The following is a 15,942-nucleotide window of genomic DNA, read 5'->3' as shown; positions in this document are numbered from 1 at the left end:
TAGATACTTTTAGAAATTATGACAATAAAGGTTTTAGGTACTTACCTGTGTGAGAGCCTGCAAAGTTAGCGACGGTTTCAGGCGTTCCCGAAACCAGTATCTGGCCGCCACCTGAACCACCTTCTGGTCCTAAATCCACTATCCAGTCCGCTGTTTTGATTACATCGAGGTTGTGCTCGATCACCAAGACGGTATTACCATGGTCGCGAAGACGATGAAGCACAGCCAGCAGTTGTTGAATATCGTGGAAATGTAGGCCGGTTGTTGGCTCATCAAGGATATACAGTGTTTTACCCGTATCTCGTTTGGATAGCTCTCTGGCGAGTTTAACCCGCTGCGCTTCACCGCCCGATAAGGTTGTTGCTGCCTGCCCTAGGCGAATGTACGAAAGACCAACATCCATTAGTGTCTGTAATTTGCGGTTAATCGCTGGGATTTTATCAAAAAACTCTCGTGCATCTTCCACCGTCATTTCTAGTACTTCATGGATATTCTTACCCTTATAAAGTACTTCAAGTGTTTCACGGTTATAGCGTTTACCTGTACAAACGTCACATGGAACGTAAACATCGGGAAGGAAATGCATTTCAACCTTGATTACCCCGTCCCCCTGACAAGCTTCACAGCGGCCACCTTTTACATTAAAACTAAAGCGACCCACTTTATAGCCGCGTGAACGCGCTTCTTGTGTGCCTGCGAATAGCTCACGGATTGCAGTAAAAATCCCTGTGTAAGTAGCTGGGTTAGAGCGTGGTGTGCGCCCGATAGGGCTTTGATCTATATCGATAACCTTGTCGAAGTGATCGAGTCCGTGGACGGAGTCATAAGGCGCGGCCTCTTGTGTCGTCGCACCATTTAGCTCTTGGTGAGCGAGTTTAAATAAAGTGTCGTTGATCAGTGTCGATTTACCAGAACCAGACACGCCAGTGACACAGGTCATCAAACCAACTGGTACTTTTAGATCGACATGCTTTAAATTGTTACCAGTGGCACCTTTAAGCTCTAGCCATTTGTCATCACATTGATGACGCTGGGCTGGCACTGCAATCTGTTTTTCACCGCTGAGATATTGACCCGTCAACGAGTCTTTACTTTGCATTATCTCATCACGAGTACCTTCTGCGACAACATAGCCACCATGCACACCTGCGCCTGGGCCGATGTCGATGATGTGATCCGCTGCGCGGATCGCGTCTTCATCATGTTCAACCACGATGACGGTATTGCCAAGATCTCTTAGGTGCGTGAGTGTTTTGAGCAGCCTATCGTTGTCGCGCTGGTGCAAGCCTATTGAAGGCTCATCTAACACGTACATTACGCCAACGAGCCCTGCGCCAATCTGGCTTGCCAGACGAATACGCTGTGCTTCACCGCCTGATAGAGTATCTGCACTGCGTTCTAACGAAAGGTAGTTTAGTCCAACATTGATTAAAAACGATAAACGATCGCGAATTTCTTTCAGTACTTTATCAGCGATCTGCGCTTTTTGTCCGCTTAGCTCAAGGTCGATAAAAAACTGACTGGCTTCGCCAATACTCATGGTTGTTACGCTAGGTAGGTTGGTTGCACCAATAAAGACATGGCGAGCTTCTTCGCGTAAACGAGAGCCGTGGCAACTTGGACAAGCCTGGCTGGTTTGATACTTAGCGAGCTCTTCTCGCACTGAGCTTGACTCGGTTTCACGATAGCGGCGGTTCATATTATTAAGTACGCCTTCAAACTCGTGGTTTCGAGTGATTAAATCGCCTCGGTCATTACGGTATTTAAAGGCAATTTTAGTTGTGCCTGAGCCTTCAAGTACGACGTTTTGGAATTTACTTGGCAAGTCTTGAAACGGTGTTTCTAAGTCAAACCCATATTGTTCAGCGACCGAGCTAAGCATTTGAAAATAGTAAAAACTGCGCTTATCCCAGCCTTTAATCGCGCCACCCGACAAGCTCAGCTCAGGGTTTTGCACCACACGTTTTGGATCAAAATATTGTTTAACACCTAAGCCGTCGCAGCTTTGGCAAGCACCGGCTGGGTTATTAAAAGAAAACAGTCGAGGCTCTAGTTCGCTCATGGCATAACCACAGCTAGGACAAGCAAAGTTTGCAGAGAACACCAGTTCATCGGCGTCGCTTTCGTCCATATACGCTATTTGCGCGATGCCATCTGCAAGCTCAAGTGCCGTTTCAAACGATTCTGCTAAGCGTTGCTCTAGTCCTTCTTTTACTTTGAAGCGATCAACAACAACCTCAATTGTATGTTTTTTCTGAAGTTCAAGCGTCGGCGGATCAGATAAATCACACACTTCACCGTCAATACGAGCACGGATAAACCCTTGGCTTGCAAGTTCCTCAAGTAATTTTACGTGCTCACCTTTACGGTTTTTTACCACAGGTGCCAACAGCATTAGTTTGCTACCTTCAGGTAGCGCCAGCACCGTATCGACCATTTGACTGATAGTTTGTGCCGCTAGCGGCAAGTCATGGGTAGGGCACCTTGGTTCACCGACTCGGGCAAATAGCAATCTTAAGTAGTCGTATATCTCGGTGATGGTCCCTACCGTTGAACGTGGGTTATGGGAAGTCGACTTTTGCTCGATGGAAATAGCAGGGGAAAGACCTTCGATATGATCGACATCTGGCTTTTCCATCAGCGATAAGAATTGCCTTGCATATGCTGACAAGGATTCGACATAGCGACGCTGGCCTTCTGCATACAAGGTATCAAATGCTAAAGATGATTTCCCCGAACCAGAGAGACCTGTGATCACTATCAATTTATCTCGTGGGATGGTGAGAGAGATATCTTTTAAATTGTGGGTGCGGGCACCCCTGACTTCTATTTTATCCATACGACCCTTGTGTGTTCTCGTGCACTGTAATGAGTAAGCGATACTAATCCATCAATTTGAAACATGAACCAGTCATATCATGATGTGAGGTGAACAGATTACCGCATCCCGAATACAAAATTAAGTTATCTCTGCTAAACGAACTAAACTTATTAAACAGATCAACTTGGAATCTTGATTTTGTCTCGATTATTGTGGTTATTTGCGTTGCTTTGTCACAGCGCTTTTAGTTGTGAGCTGATAGTTCGATTTGAAAACTATGCCGCGCAGTCGACGTTAGATGAAAAGCTCGTTTGGCACGGAATGGATGTTGATTTTGCTAAAGCACTATTAGATGAAGCTGGGTGTGGTTATCGCTTTGTGAGCATTCCATGGGGAAGAGCATTAAAGCTGTTGCAAGAAGGCGAAATAGATTTGATCTTAAGTGTCTCCAAAACGCCTGCTAGAGAGCAATATGCTTATTTCGTTGGGCCACAGCGCATGGAAACCATCGTATTTGCAATGAATACGGAACAGCCTTATCAACTAGACACATTGGAATCATTGTTTAACTTACCCAAACCCATAGCAATCCATAGAGATGCTTTTTATGGCGAAGCATTTATGGAGCGCTTAGCTCAACGCACCGAGCGTGAAACACAGTTTATTTACGTGCCAGATAACCAGGTGAAACTAACACTACTTAAAAAAGGGCGAATTGCAGGTTTTTTAGAAGAAAAGTTCAATGTATTGTATCAAAGCAAAAGCAACCCAGACTTTGAGAAGCTTACGATCAACCCCTTTATTATCAATGAAATGCCAGTGTATTATGCCTTCAGTAAAAAGCGCACCTCTAATGAAAGGCTGCAACGTTTAAACCAAGCATTTGAGCGTTTAAAACGTAGCGGTAAGCTTAGTCAAATCAGCGCCAAGTACGGAGTTAACTGAACCTGAGTTTATCAACTTATCAGCGACTTAAATTAAGCAAATTGGTATAAGTTACGAAAAGAGTTTGTTAAACTTGCGCGTGATTTTCGATAGTGATGAATACCGCCTTATGTCTAATGACTCTCTAAATCCGACAGAAAAGCGCGCCGCGATTTCTCTTGCTGGCGTATTCGCTTTTCGTATGCTCGGCTTGTTCATGTTGATGCCTGTTTTGGCTGTTTATGGTCAATCTTTACAAGATGTCTCACCACTATGGATTGGCTTGGCGATAGGTGCTTATGGCTTAACGCAAGCACTGTTGCAAATTCCAATGGGGTGGCTGTCTGATAAGTTTGGTCGCAAGCCTATCATTGTGGGTGGCCTACTTGTATTTGCGCTAGGCTCAGTGATTGCTGCGTTAGCCGATTCCATCTATTGGGTTACCTTTGGTCGTGCACTACAAGGCATGGGGGCAATTGCCAGTGCTTTGTTGGCGTTAGCCGCAGATCTAAGCCGTGATGAACAGCGCCCTAAAGTGATGGCGGTGATTGGCATGTGCATTGGCATGAGCTTTGCGGTTGCCATGCTATTAGGGCCTATGATTGCAGCCTCATTTGGTATTGCTGGTATTTTCTGGTTAACGGCTGTGCTTGCACTGGTTGGTATTGGTATTATTACTTTTATGGTGCCTAATGCAGTGAACAAAGCGCCTAAAGGTGAGACGATAGCGAGCTTAGCTGACATTCGGCGCTTGATCCAAAACCCACAGTTATTAAGGCTTGATGTTGGTGTACTCCTATTACACTTAACTCTAACCACAATTTTTGTTGCTTTACCGGGTCAACTGATCCGAGATGGGCTCGCTGCTGATAAACATTGGCAACTGTATATTCCCGTGTTTTTGCTTGCCTTTATACTGATGGCACCGATGATGATCATGGCAATTCGCAAACAAAAAGAGAAGCAAACCTTTTTGTTATCCATAGCCATGTTGGTAATAAGCTCAATCACTTTATATTGTTTTGTAGATTCTTTATGGGTGATAGCGGGAGCAATGCTATTATACTTTATTGCCTTTAACTTCCTTGAAGCAACCATGCCTGCATTGGTTTCTCGGATTGCGCCTGCAAGCCAAAAGGGATCTGCGATGGGGGTATTCTCATCGGGCCAGTTTTTGGGGGCGTTTATTGGTGGTGCATTAGGCGGTATGTTGGCGCAAAATTTTGCTGTCGATACGATATTTGCCGCAACGGCTATTATTGGGGTAATATGGTTTGTTATCGCATGGGGCATGCAAGTGCCACCGAAAAGCAAGGCGATCAGCTTGGTTTCTGCTGTAGAAAATGAGCAACAAGCGACGGAATTGGCGGACCGATTGGTTTCATTACCGGGTGTACTTGAAGCCACTGTAGCAAGCGATGAAAATCGTAGCTACCTGAAAGTAGACGATAAAGTTTTTGATTTAAAGCAAGCCAAGCAAGTACTTGGCTTGTCATAGTGTGAGGAGACAATGCCATGGCACGTGGTGTTAATAAAGTAATTTTGGTAGGTAATCTGGGCCAAGATCCTGAAGTTCGCTATATGCCAAACGGTAACGGCGTGGCTAACATCAGCATTGCGACAACAGATAGCTGGAAAGATAAGAATACAGGCCAACTACAAGAGCGTACTGAGTGGCACCGCGTGGTGTTATTTGGCAAGTTGGCGGAAGTGGCTGGTGAGTATCTAAGAAAAGGGTCACAGGTTTACATCGAAGGTCGTTTGCAAACACGTAAGTGGACAGATCAAAGTGGCCAAGAAAAGTACACAACGGAAATCGTTGTAGACATGGGCGGCCAAATGCAAATGTTGGGCGGTCGTGGTGAGCAGCAAGGTCAAGGCGGTGGCCAGTACCAAGGCGGTCAACAGCAGCAAAATAATTATGGTCAGCAAAACTATAATCAAGCGCCGCAGCAGCAATATGCACAGCCACAGCAAAGCCAATCAAACCAGCAGCAAGGTGGATTCGCACCGCAGCAGCCTCAGCAATCGCAGCAGAATACACAGCAGTCTTCTGGGTTTGGCGGTCAATCGCAAGGTGGGTTTGCACCACAACAGAATCAAAACCAGTCACAATCAGGTGGTAGCTCAAACCCAATGGAGCCACCAATTGATTTTGATGATGATATTCCGTTCTAATTTCTGGTATATCTAAAAGCGTAAATATAAATCGCTTTTAATCAAAGTATTAAACTAAACCCAGTGAACAGGCTGGGTTTTTATTTTTTACACTTCACTTTTATTTTTTCAAACAAAGCTAGGTCAGAGTGAAAGCCCACTTTGTTAACCAAATATAAGCTCGGCCTTTAATGCTTCGTCAAAAGTGGCCCGAATACTTCGATATTTTTCAGCCTTCACAACCGGATAAAATCGCAGAGACAATAAAACCAAGGTTTTGGCTTGTATGGGGACGTTTATCTTTAATAAGTTGAAGGTTACTATCTAAGGCTAGTACAGCGGCATGGATATGGCTGCAATACCTTTAGTGAATCAAAAATAATTAATTCTTTTCGCCAAGCCAATTAATTCTACGTCATCTAGCATCGAATTGTTTGAGCAAGCTGGCTCAACAAATGAAATTTTAAATTTATAATCATATAGTTAAAAGCTTTAGTCATGTGCTGGAGTTGTTGCTTTTAGTACTCTATTTGATTTGTGCCACTGGCATAACAGTTAACCGACAACTCTATGGGAATAAAAATCTTAGTCATTTCTAGTTTATGCTCAGGTGCTTAACTTTTCTATGCAATTAAAAGCCGTACCCAGCTTGAGTTTTGCACTATTTTGAACAACACTTCAGTTATCTTCTTACCCAACAAAATTGTTATGCCAATACAGCTGTTAGATGGATTTAGTCGTCAGTACAAAAAGAAGCTAGTCATGGTCTGTTTAGCGGTTTTGTTATGTCTAAATTTCTTACTTAATCATTTATTACACCTTCAGGTACATACTCAAGGTGAGGAGGCGGCTGCAGAAATAGTGCTTCTGTCTGCTGAGACAAGGCTAGAAGAAGCAAGCGAAATTGCTACCAAATATGGTTTTTCATTAACGCCTGCCTACAATACAGAGGTGCATAGATTTACACGTAACGGAGAGGTCGTTACGCTGTACCACGAGTCGGTATGGTTGAGCCATGGTTACATCTTAATTTTCTTCAATTTATTGTCACTAGGCCTAGTCCTATTTGTTCATCGCTGGTGGTTTTTGTACGGTAAAGTAGCCTCGACGCCAGTGATGGATACACAGGCCATGCTAACCGCCCCAGCCGCGGAAGGGCATTACTCCTTATTTGCATTAGTTCATTGGCAGTGCAGTACTCCGAAAGAAATAGATTTACAGCTGCATTTCCAACTTGCTTTAGTTAAAGGGGTGGGAGAATTCGGCACAGTGGCGGTTAAATATCTTGCATCTGGTGCACTTGCGGTAACGGTTAAGCAGGTCGGCGCAAGTGAAGGGATGGCGCTAGCAAAACAAATGCATGAGATTGTATTTAAAGTATTACTTGAGTTTCGGGGAGATCTGTCGCGCAGCAAAGTAAAACTAGGGGCGTGTTTTTATCAGCACAATAAGCAGCAAACCCAAGTTTATCAAAGCGCTAAGTCGGCACTGTCGATAGCGCAAAATCAAGTTTGGCAACACATCCACTTAGTCCACTTAACAGAGTTACTCGCCAAACGATTGAATGAGGATGGCGAGGCTTTATTGGAGTACCTTAAAAGCGGACAGTTCTCATTGTTTTTTCAACCACTGTTTGATTTTTTGGCCGAAGATGTGATTGTGAGTGAAGCGCTGTTACGGATCTCACACAAAGAAATGGGACGGATCTCGGCGAGGCAAGTTATTCAACACTTGTATACTCCTGAACAATTTCAATTTCTTGACAGAGCTATCGTCAAGCAGGTTTTGTCTGTATACGAGCAAGAGAGAAACTTTGGTAAGGTCAGTATTAACTTGCATATTAATAGCTGGCTAGATGAGCGTTTTATTCACTGGCTGGAAGCCCAACTCATTGCCTCTCACTGTGGTGCTGCAATTGGATTTGAACTCAGTATTGAAGAAGTTCACCAACACAGCGATGTGCTAGAGCCCGCATTTTTAACACTCAACCGTTTAGGATGTGATATCTACTTAGATAACGTTTCACAGGCCATTACCTTGAGCGCTTCTCCACTGATAAAAGTGGTGAAAGCGGTTAAGCTCAGTTATGAGTTAGTACATGGCATTGAAAAGTCAGCTTATCGAAAACGTACGGTCAAGCAAATCGTCATGCAGTCTAGAAGTTTGGGAATTCCTGTCTATGCCGTGGGCATTGAAACCATTGACGAGTTAAGTTGTATAAAAAGCTTAGGAGTAAAAGGGGCCCAAGGTCATTATTTTTCTGCCCCACTAGAGCAACTCGCGGATATTCATTAACCTGAACTCGGGATAAGAAGTTAGTTAATCAACCACTGAGTTATTTTGTTTCAGGCACGGTTCTTAAGCTATGTTTTTTTGCATATACCTCAAGCCATCAAGGCCTTGCAGCCCGCCTGTATGGATTGCAGTGATCACGCTGCCGTTTTCAAAATAGCCTTGTTCCGCTAGCGCAAAAATAGCGAAAAACAGCTTTCCTGTATAAACCGGCTCTAGTGGCAGAGCATATCTTTTTTTCATTTGAGTACAAAAAGAAAGTAGCTCAGGTGTTGTTTTTGCATAACCGCCATGATGAAAATTATGCAATATCTGCCAAGGTTTAGTCGTGTTATCGGGGAGAAGATTGCCTACCTCTTGCTCTAAATATTGAGCTCCTTTGAGCACTGCAATGCCCAATACTTGAGTATGTTCAGGTGTGCCTGCCACAAGGCCTGCGAGTGTTCCGCCACTACCGACAGCAGTCATCACATAATCGCTAGCGGGTAATGTACTTGCTAGCTCTTCTACTCCTTTCAAAGCGAGTATGTTTGTTCCCCCTTCGGGAATGATGAATGCATGTTTAAATCGAGTTTGAAGCGCTTGTAAATAATCAGCTTGATGCCTTTTTTTGTACTCTAACCGACTGACAGGGTGCAAGGTCAGTCCACATGCACTGGCCATTTTTAATGTGGGGTTGTGAGGATCCAGCTCAGGTCCCCTGACAATCAGGTGGCCTTTTATCGCGAAAATTTTGCATGCCATGCTCGTTGCATACAAATGATTGGAAAATGCACCACCGAAGGTAACGAGCTCTTTCAATCCGGATTGTTGCAGGTGTTGTAAATTATATTTCAGTTTACGCCACTTGTTCCCTTGAATAACTGGGTGAAGCAGATCATCGCGCTTTACGTGCAGTGTGAGAGCGTGTTTCTCCAGCACTGGGTGACGAATGGTTTGTATAGGAGATTCATGAATGTCTGAGAGTGCTAGCATGGTGATATCGGTCAAGCAGGAAGTCTTTATTATAGTAAACAGCTTAGGTGTTTCAATCCAGCTTTTGCCAAGTAAATCCGTTATTGTAGTTGAAAACTCGTAACACATCGTAATGTTGGAGAAAAATCGACAAAATCTGTTCTAAAAACTGGCAAGACGCTGGTTAATAGTTGTAAACTCAGATATTAATTGTGCAAAGCTTGTGTTTTACTTTGTAAGTACATAGCATAGAGCCCTAACTATAAGAAATAACAAGACCAAACAATTGCCGCTGTTGGGAATGGAACATATGCGAATTGCTCCTTTAACTTTTATTATCTCGGCCTCGATTCTGGCCATGGGTACTGTTGCCTCAAGCGCCATGGCGCAAGATACTGCAACAGTCACCGCCATTGAGTCTGAATTATCTAATAAACAGAGTGAATTAGATAGATATTCGGTCGTTCTGGAAAAACACCTAGCAGAGGAAACGCGTCTGCAATCTCAGTTGGAATTATTGAGAAAACGCTCTGGTGAACTAGATAAAGAAAAAAACCAAGCCTTAGATGCAATGAATGAGCTGTATCGGAGGCTGATTGACGATCCTTCTATCGATATCTCGGCAGCACAATCACGCTACCAGCAGGCTGTAGCTGAGCATAAGCAGAATAAAGAAGATATTGCGATGCAAATAGCGGCGATTGCATCACAACGAAAAGACATTGAGCAAGTTCGTGTCACCAAGCACACCTTAGTGAATACCCTAGAAAATTTAAAAGACCAACTTGGTACAGCACGAGTCGAAAGGTTGCGTAACGAGTTTACTCGTGAAGGGACGTTGGAGGTTGAGCATACAATCAACTGTAAACGCACAGAAACCTTGGCAGCATGTGAACAACGTGGTCAACAAATGGGCCTGCAAAAAGCCACTAAGCGCTTTATTGATCAAATCTTCGCTAACTTAACTGAAAGCCGAGTGGTAGAGCCAAAGCGCAATATGGCTGGCGCGCAAGTGCATGTAGTCAGCAGTCATGTGGTAAACAGTGGGTTTAGCGGTCAGGGCAATTATAGCGTCAATCTTAGCGTGACAATGCGAGGTGATGTTAATAGCAGTCGATTATGTAACTTACTTAGCCTAGACAATCGTTACTGTGCTGAGTATGGAACGCCACTTGCTGGAAATTATCAGTCAAATTACACAACGGTTTATAGTGATAGCCAACTCACTTTTTCAGATCAGCAAACCGAAGCTGTAGAAGTTGCCACTATTGCCAAACAGCCGATAGTGGAGACCCCTCTTGTAAAAAAGTCTCAAACGGCTGATAAAACAGTCGAGTTAACTTTACGGTCTAATGTTTACGATGATGAAGTGTTCATCAATGGCGTAAGTTATGGCGCAACCAAAACAACCGTTGCGATCCCAATGGGGTTTCATGACGTTGAAATTCGCAAAATTGGCTATGAGCCGTATAAAGCTCGTATTAACTTACGAGCTGCACGCACAATCAATGCAAAACTGGTTAAAAAGCGCCAGGCTGTTACCGCTGTCGTAACAAAAAAAGAGGAACCAGCAGCGCCACAAGTGCAAGTTGCTGTAAAGCCAGCAGCTGAGAATGAGCTGACCATAATTCCTGCTGGTACTTTTAAAATGGGCGACCTCACAGGTAATGGTTTACCAAACGAGCGCCCCGTTGTGGAAAAAGTGCTAAGCCATTCCTACGCGATGCAAAGCACGGAAGTGACTGTTGCGGCTTTTCGTCGATTCGTACAAAGTACGGGCTATAAAACGTTAGCAGAACAAGGCAAAGGTTGTGCTTATTACAAAAATGGTGAGCCCGTTTGGGAGCTTGAGTACAACTGGGAAAGTCCAGGGTATGAGCAATCGGATAACTTTCCTGTGGTCTGTGTCGCTTATGATGATGCAAAAGCGTATGCTAACTGGCTATCAGGCGAAAAGGGTCAACAGTATAGATTACCCAATGAAGTCGAGTGGGAATATGCTGCTCGAGCAGGTACGGCATCAGAGTACCCTTGGGGTAACGAAATCGGAAGAAACTTAGCTAACTGTGGTTGGTGCGGTAGTGAGTGGTCTAATAAAAGTCCCTCGCCAGTCGGCCAGTTTTCACCGAATAGCTATGGCTTATATGACACTGTAGGAAACGTGTGGGAATGGACGCAAAAACGTGCATCTCAGAGCGATGTTACAGTGCGTGGTGGTGCATGGAACTTCGCCCCGAGTTTGGCACGAGTGTCGACTCGTCTTGCGTTAGCGCCAGATTTTAGAGCGAATTATATTGGCTTTCGATTGGTTCGAGAGCGATAAGTAGTAAATTTAGAGCAGCAGGTGATGCTGCTTTGTTTGACAGAATTCTGAAAGGTCACCCAGCCTCATGTTTAAAAAATTACGCGGATTATTTTCTAACGATCTCTCTATCGACTTAGGGACGGCAAATACACTTATTTATGTGAAAGAAGAAGGCATCGTACTGAATGAGCCATCGGTGGTGGCGATTCGTCAAGAGCGAGCAGGCGGCCCGAAAAGTGTCGCCTCGGTAGGTACGGCTGCAAAGCAGATGCTGGGTAGGACGCCTGGAAACATCAAAGCCATTCGACCAATGAAAGATGGTGTTATCGCTGACTTCTATGTCACTGAAAAAATGCTACAACACTTCATTAAGCAAGTGCACAACAACAACTTTATGCGCCCCAGCCCTCGAGTACTGATCTGTGTACCTTGTGGAGCAACGCAAGTAGAGAAGCGTGCTATCCGTGAGTCAGCAATGGGAGCCGGTGCCCGTGAGGTGTACTTAATAGAAGAGCCTATGGCTGCAGCTATTGGTGCAGGTTTGCCTGTGTCAGAGGCAACTGGCTCAATGGTAGTTGATATCGGTGGTGGTACAACTGAAGTTGCTATTATTTCTCTTAATGGTGTTGTTTACTCATCATCTGTACGTATTGGCGGTGATAAGTTTGATGAAGCTATCATCAATTATGTACGCCGTAATTTTGGTAGTTTGATTGGTGAAGCAACAGCGGAGCATATCAAGCACGAGATTGGTTCTGCCTTTAAGAGTGAAACACCCGTTGAAATTGAAGTGCGCGGCCGCAACCTTGCTGAAGGTGTACCACGTTCATTTACGCTTAACTCACATGAGATTTTAGAAGCACTACAAGAGCCGCTAATGGGCATTGTAAGTGCGGTTATGGTTGCCCTTGAACAATCGCCGCCAGAGCTGGCATCAGATATTTCAGCACATGGTATGGTGTTAACTGGAGGTGGCGCATTACTAAAAGACCTAGATCGCTTATTAATGGAAGAAACGGGTATTCCGGTGGTAGTAGCTGATGACCCCCTCACTTGTGTGGCCCGAGGCGGCGGTAAGGCGTTAGAAATGATAGACATGCACGGTGGTGACGTTTTTAGTTACGACTGATGAATTTATTATTTGGCCGAACCGTTCCTTTACAACTGCGACTTACTGTCGCAGTTGTGCTTAGTATTATTCTGATCATTGGTGACCGCTACACGGCTGGCGGTACTATGGTGCGAACCAGTTTAAACACACTTGTTAGTCCCCTGCTGTATGTCGCGAACCTTCCATATGAAGCCTTCAATCTTGGTTTAAAAAGCCTTAATACTCGAGAAAAACTACAACAAGAAAATCAGGTTCTTAGAGAAAGGCAGCTGATACAGAGTGAGCAACTACAGCAGTTACAATTCTTGCAAAAAGAAAACCAAGAGTTACGCGCGCTGTTAGGTGCTTCAGCAAGAGAAACAAACCAAAGGCTCATCTCACAGGTACTTTCTGTACACTCAAATCCGTATAGTCATCAGGTTGTTATTAATCGTGGCACCATTGATGGGATCAGTGAAGGGCAAGCCGTGATTGACGAAATGGGTATCGTCGGGCAACTTACGCAGGTGGGAACGACAACGTCTCGTGTATTACTGATGACAGACACAACGCATGCAACACCAGTGCGTATATTACGCAATGATGTACGAACGGTTGTTGAAGGCACAGGAAAAATCAATAGTGTACGACTAGCCCATGTTCCGCATAGCATGGATATTCGTATTGGTGATGTGTTGGTCACTTCGGGACTGGGTGGAACCTTCCCTGAAGGTTACCCGGTAGCGGTCGTCACTCAGATTGATCGTGATGAAGGGCTGCCATTTGCGCAAGTACAGGCTGAACCTATTGCCCAATTAGACCGCATTCGGTTACTCGTGGTTTTGGGTAAACGTAGCCAAGAGGCGATTAATAATGAGTAGACACAGTAATTTATTGATTGCTCTAAGTGTCTTTGTTGCGCTGATCATGGCACTAATGCCACTGCCTTTTTCACTTGAGCCATTTCGCCCTGATTGGGTGTTGTTGGTGCTGATGTATTGGTCCTTAGCTGTACCACATCGGGTCAATATTGGCTGGGCCTGGATGACAGGGCTAGTCATTGATTTGGCTATGGGGTCACCGCTGGGAGTGAACTCACTGACTTATTCTATATGTATCTATATCACTGCCAGCAATTTTCAAAAAATTCGTAATTTCTCCATTTGGCAACAAGCAGTATTGATCGGGTTATTTTTGGCGCTCTATCATTTGTTACAATTTTGGCTTAATCATTTCTTGCTTGATATCTACTTTAACCCGCATTATTTGTGGCCTGCGGTCACGGGGATGGTGTGTTGGTTGTGGATATTCCCACTACTGAGAAAATACCGTAGACAGTTTAGGATCCGATAATGTCTATCTCTTTATACTTAGCTTCGGCCTCTCCGCGCCGAAAAGCGCTGCTTGCACAGTTAGGTTATGCGTTTGAACAATTCAGTGTCGATGCGGATGAAAGCCCGCTTGAACACGAATCTGCAAAACAGCTTGTTGAGCGTTTAGCACGACTTAAAGCGCAGTCTGGTGTCGCACTTGGTTACACCGACAGGCCTGTGCTCGGTAGCGATACTGTTGTCGTTATTGATGGAGAAGCGCTCGGAAAGCCACGCAATAAAGCGGATTTTACGGCCATGATGCAACGCCTTTCTGGTAATACGCATCAGGTTATGACAGCGATAGCACTTGCTGATCCAGACAAAGTACTGAGTGACGTGATAGTAACTCATGTTACCTTTAAAGCCCTGAGCGACTCAGAGATAGATAGGTACTGGGAAACCAACGAGCCTCAAGATAAAGCCGGCGGCTATGGCATACAGGGGATTGGTGGACGCTTTGTAACCGAGATCCAAGGTAGCTATTTTGCCGTAGTCGGCTTACCTTTGTATGAGACAGATGAACTAATTCAACGGTTTTTAAATAATTATGAGCACTGAACTATTAATTAATGTCACCCCAAGTGAAAGTCGCGTCGCCTTAATTGAAAACGGTGTACTGCAAGAAGTTCAGGTTGAGCGGATCGGTAATTTAGGTATTGTGGGCAATATCTATCTGGGTAAAGTAAGCCGCGTACTACCTGGTATGCAGGCTGCTTTTGTAGATATCGGTTTGGAAAAAGCAGCGTTCTTACATGCTTCTGATATCGTCAATAGTGCCTCAATCGAAGAAGGCGTTGCTGAATCGCCAGTGAAAAAGGTGCAGGATATTCGTGAGTTGGTTAAACAAGGCCAGTTCATTATGGTACAAGTGGTTAAAGATCCCCTTGGCACCAAAGGAGCTCGACTGACCACAGATATTACCATACCGTCTCGTTACCTGGTGTTTATGCCTGATGCAACGCATGTTGGAGTCAGTCAGCGTATTGAGACCGAACAAGAGCGCGACCGACTAAAAGAGATTGTCGCGCATTATAATGACGAAAACGGTGGTTTTATTGTTCGTACCGCCGCTGAAGGTGCTTCGGAAGCTGAGCTAAAGCATGATGCCGAGTTTTTGAAGAAGCTGTGGCAAAAAATAGTAAGCCGTCGTCGTAAAACCAGTAAAGCGAGAATTTTGCATGAAGATTTGACGCTCGCATTTCGTACATTACGAGATTATGTCGGCGAAGATATGGAGCGTATTCGGGTTGACTCTAAACTCACCTATCAAGAATTAAAGCAATTTACCGAGGAGTTTGTTCCTCAGCTTGCCAATGCACTTGAATACTATCCCGGTGAGCGACCTATATTTGACTTATTTGATGTCGAATCTGAAATCCAAAAAGCGCTGCATCGCAAGGTTGAGCTTAAATCGGGTGGCTATTTGATCATTGATCAAACTGAGGCGATGACTACCGTTGACGTTAACACCGGTGCATTCGTAGGACATCGTAACCTTGAAGAAACAATTTTCAATACTAATGTTGAAGCAACTTCAGCCATTGCGAGGCAGTTAAGGTTAAGAAACCTGGGTGGTATTATTATCATCGACTTTATCGATATGGTTTCTGATGAGCATAAGCGCAGAGTATTGCACTCTTTGGAAACGGCGTTGTCTAAAGACCGGGCAAAAGCCAATATAAATGGCTTGTCTGCACTTGGTCTGGTAGAAATGACCCGCAAGCGCACGCGTGAAAGCTTGGAACATATCCTTTGTGATGTTTGCCCTTCATGTTCTGGTCGTGGTTCCCTAAAAACCGTTGAAACTGTGTGCTATGAGATCTTGAGAGAGATTGTTAGAGTTAACCGTGCCTATGATGCAGACAAGTTTATGGTCTATGCAGCGCCAGCGGTGAGTGAAGCGCTGATTAATGACGAATATCACAATTTGGCTGAGCTTGAGTTATTTATTGGTAAACAAGTTAGTATTCAAACTGAGAGCTTGTACAGTCAAGAGCAGTTTGATGTGGTAATGATGTAAAAAGGT

At 44.4% G+C, this 15,942-nt stretch carries 12 protein-coding genes; 10 read left to right on the top strand and 2 right to left on the bottom strand.

The window, feature by feature from the left end:
* Positions 1 to 16: 16 nt before the first annotated feature.
* Positions 17 to 2,839, bottom strand: coding sequence for an excinuclease ABC subunit UvrA (gene uvrA, locus CEX98_RS16945; protein ID WP_099643202.1), 2,823 nt, complete (start codon positions 2,837 to 2,839; stop codon positions 17 to 19).
* A 180-nt stretch (positions 2,840 to 3,019) separates the two neighbouring features.
* On the opposite strand from uvrA, the gene CEX98_RS16940 reads away from it, so the two are divergent.
* The 4 genes from CEX98_RS16940 (at position 3,020) to CEX98_RS16925 (ending at position 8,197) form a co-directional block, all read left to right on the top strand.
* Entirely contained in the window at positions 3,020 to 3,766 is a 747-nt protein-coding gene (locus tag CEX98_RS16940) for a substrate-binding periplasmic protein (protein ID WP_099643201.1), read from the top strand.
* 109 nt (positions 3,767 to 3,875) lie between these two features.
* Positions 3,876 to 5,243 (top strand): MFS transporter, encoded by a 1,368-nt coding sequence (locus CEX98_RS16935; protein WP_099643218.1) that lies wholly within the window; start codon positions 3,876 to 3,878, stop codon positions 5,241 to 5,243.
* 17 nt (positions 5,244 to 5,260) lie between these two features.
* Positions 5,261 to 5,923, top strand: a complete 663-nt coding sequence (gene ssb / locus CEX98_RS16930) for a single-stranded DNA-binding protein (protein WP_099643200.1) — start codon at positions 5,261 to 5,263, stop codon at positions 5,921 to 5,923.
* Between the two features lie 687 nt (positions 5,924 to 6,610).
* On the top strand, positions 6,611 to 8,197 hold the full coding sequence (locus tag CEX98_RS16925; RefSeq protein ID WP_099643199.1) for an EAL domain-containing protein: 1,587 nt from the start codon (positions 6,611 to 6,613) through the stop codon (positions 8,195 to 8,197).
* 63 nt (positions 8,198 to 8,260) lie between these two features.
* Here the strand turns inward: CEX98_RS16925 and CEX98_RS16920 are convergent, their stop codons facing one another.
* Positions 8,261 to 9,169, bottom strand: coding sequence for a 1-aminocyclopropane-1-carboxylate deaminase/D-cysteine desulfhydrase (locus CEX98_RS16920; protein ID WP_099643217.1), 909 nt, complete (start codon positions 9,167 to 9,169; stop codon positions 8,261 to 8,263).
* A 289-nt stretch (positions 9,170 to 9,458) separates the two neighbouring features.
* Here CEX98_RS16920 and CEX98_RS16915 point away from each other — a divergent pair, with 289 nt between their 5' ends.
* From CEX98_RS16915 to rng, 6 genes are all read left to right on the top strand, one after another.
* Complete coding sequence (locus CEX98_RS16915) at positions 9,459 to 11,471, top strand: SUMF1/EgtB/PvdO family nonheme iron enzyme (protein WP_099643198.1); 2,013 nt, start codon at positions 9,459 to 9,461, stop codon at positions 11,469 to 11,471.
* A gap of 67 nt (positions 11,472 to 11,538) precedes the next feature.
* Positions 11,539 to 12,582 (top strand): rod shape-determining protein, encoded by a 1,044-nt coding sequence (locus tag CEX98_RS16910; protein WP_099643197.1) that lies wholly within the window; start codon positions 11,539 to 11,541, stop codon positions 12,580 to 12,582.
* Positions 12,582 to 13,424 carry a rod shape-determining protein MreC gene (gene mreC / locus CEX98_RS16905; protein ID WP_099643196.1) on the top strand — a complete coding sequence of 281 codons (843 nt, stop codon included), beginning with the start codon at positions 12,582 to 12,584 and terminating at the stop codon, positions 13,422 to 13,424. The genes CEX98_RS16910 and mreC overlap by 1 nt, the downstream gene beginning before the upstream one ends.
* Positions 13,417 to 13,896 carry a rod shape-determining protein MreD gene (mreD, locus tag CEX98_RS16900; protein WP_099643195.1) on the top strand — a complete coding sequence of 160 codons (480 nt, stop codon included), beginning with the start codon at positions 13,417 to 13,419 and terminating at the stop codon, positions 13,894 to 13,896. The genes mreC and mreD overlap by 8 nt, the downstream gene beginning before the upstream one ends.
* Positions 13,896 to 14,474, top strand: coding sequence for a Maf family protein (locus CEX98_RS16895; RefSeq protein ID WP_099643194.1), 579 nt, complete (start codon positions 13,896 to 13,898; stop codon positions 14,472 to 14,474). The genes mreD and CEX98_RS16895 overlap by 1 nt, the downstream gene beginning before the upstream one ends.
* Complete coding sequence (gene rng / locus CEX98_RS16890; protein ID WP_099643193.1) at positions 14,464 to 15,936, top strand: ribonuclease G; 1,473 nt, start codon at positions 14,464 to 14,466, stop codon at positions 15,934 to 15,936. Before CEX98_RS16895 ends, rng begins: the two co-directional genes overlap by 11 nt.
* Positions 15,937 to 15,942: the final 6 nt, after the last annotated feature.

This window comes from Pseudoalteromonas piscicida (assembly GCF_002744175.1).
GTDB classification, from domain to species: Bacteria; Pseudomonadota; Gammaproteobacteria; order Enterobacterales; family Alteromonadaceae; genus Pseudoalteromonas; species Pseudoalteromonas piscicida_B.
The sequence above is the reverse complement of the archived record's forward strand: the minus strand, read 5'-3'. Positions and strand labels throughout refer to the sequence as shown.

Bases quoted from the DNA above. Each gene is read 5' to 3' on its own strand.
- uvrA (WP_099643202.1), bottom strand. From the start codon at position 2,839: ATGGATAAAATAGAAGTCAGGGGTGCCCGCACCCACAATTTAAAAGAT.
- CEX98_RS16935 (WP_099643218.1), top strand. From the start codon at position 3,876: ATGTCTAATGACTCTCTAAATCCGACAGAAAAGCGCGCCGCGATTTCT.
- ssb (WP_099643200.1), top strand. From the start codon at position 5,261: ATGGCACGTGGTGTTAATAAAGTAATTTTGGTAGGTAATCTGGGCCAA.
- CEX98_RS16925 (WP_099643199.1), top strand. From the start codon at position 6,611: ATGCCAATACAGCTGTTAGATGGATTTAGTCGTCAGTACAAAAAGAAG.
- CEX98_RS16920 (WP_099643217.1), bottom strand. From the start codon at position 9,169: ATGCTAGCACTCTCAGACATTCATGAATCTCCTATACAAACCATTCGT.
- CEX98_RS16915 (WP_099643198.1), top strand. From the start codon at position 9,459: ATGCGAATTGCTCCTTTAACTTTTATTATCTCGGCCTCGATTCTGGCC.
- CEX98_RS16910 (WP_099643197.1), top strand. From the start codon at position 11,539: ATGTTTAAAAAATTACGCGGATTATTTTCTAACGATCTCTCTATCGAC.
- mreC (WP_099643196.1), top strand. From the start codon at position 12,582: ATGAATTTATTATTTGGCCGAACCGTTCCTTTACAACTGCGACTTACT.
- mreD (WP_099643195.1), top strand. From the start codon at position 13,417: ATGAGTAGACACAGTAATTTATTGATTGCTCTAAGTGTCTTTGTTGCG.
- CEX98_RS16895 (WP_099643194.1), top strand. From the start codon at position 13,896: ATGTCTATCTCTTTATACTTAGCTTCGGCCTCTCCGCGCCGAAAAGCG.
- rng (WP_099643193.1), top strand. From the start codon at position 14,464: ATGAGCACTGAACTATTAATTAATGTCACCCCAAGTGAAAGTCGCGTC.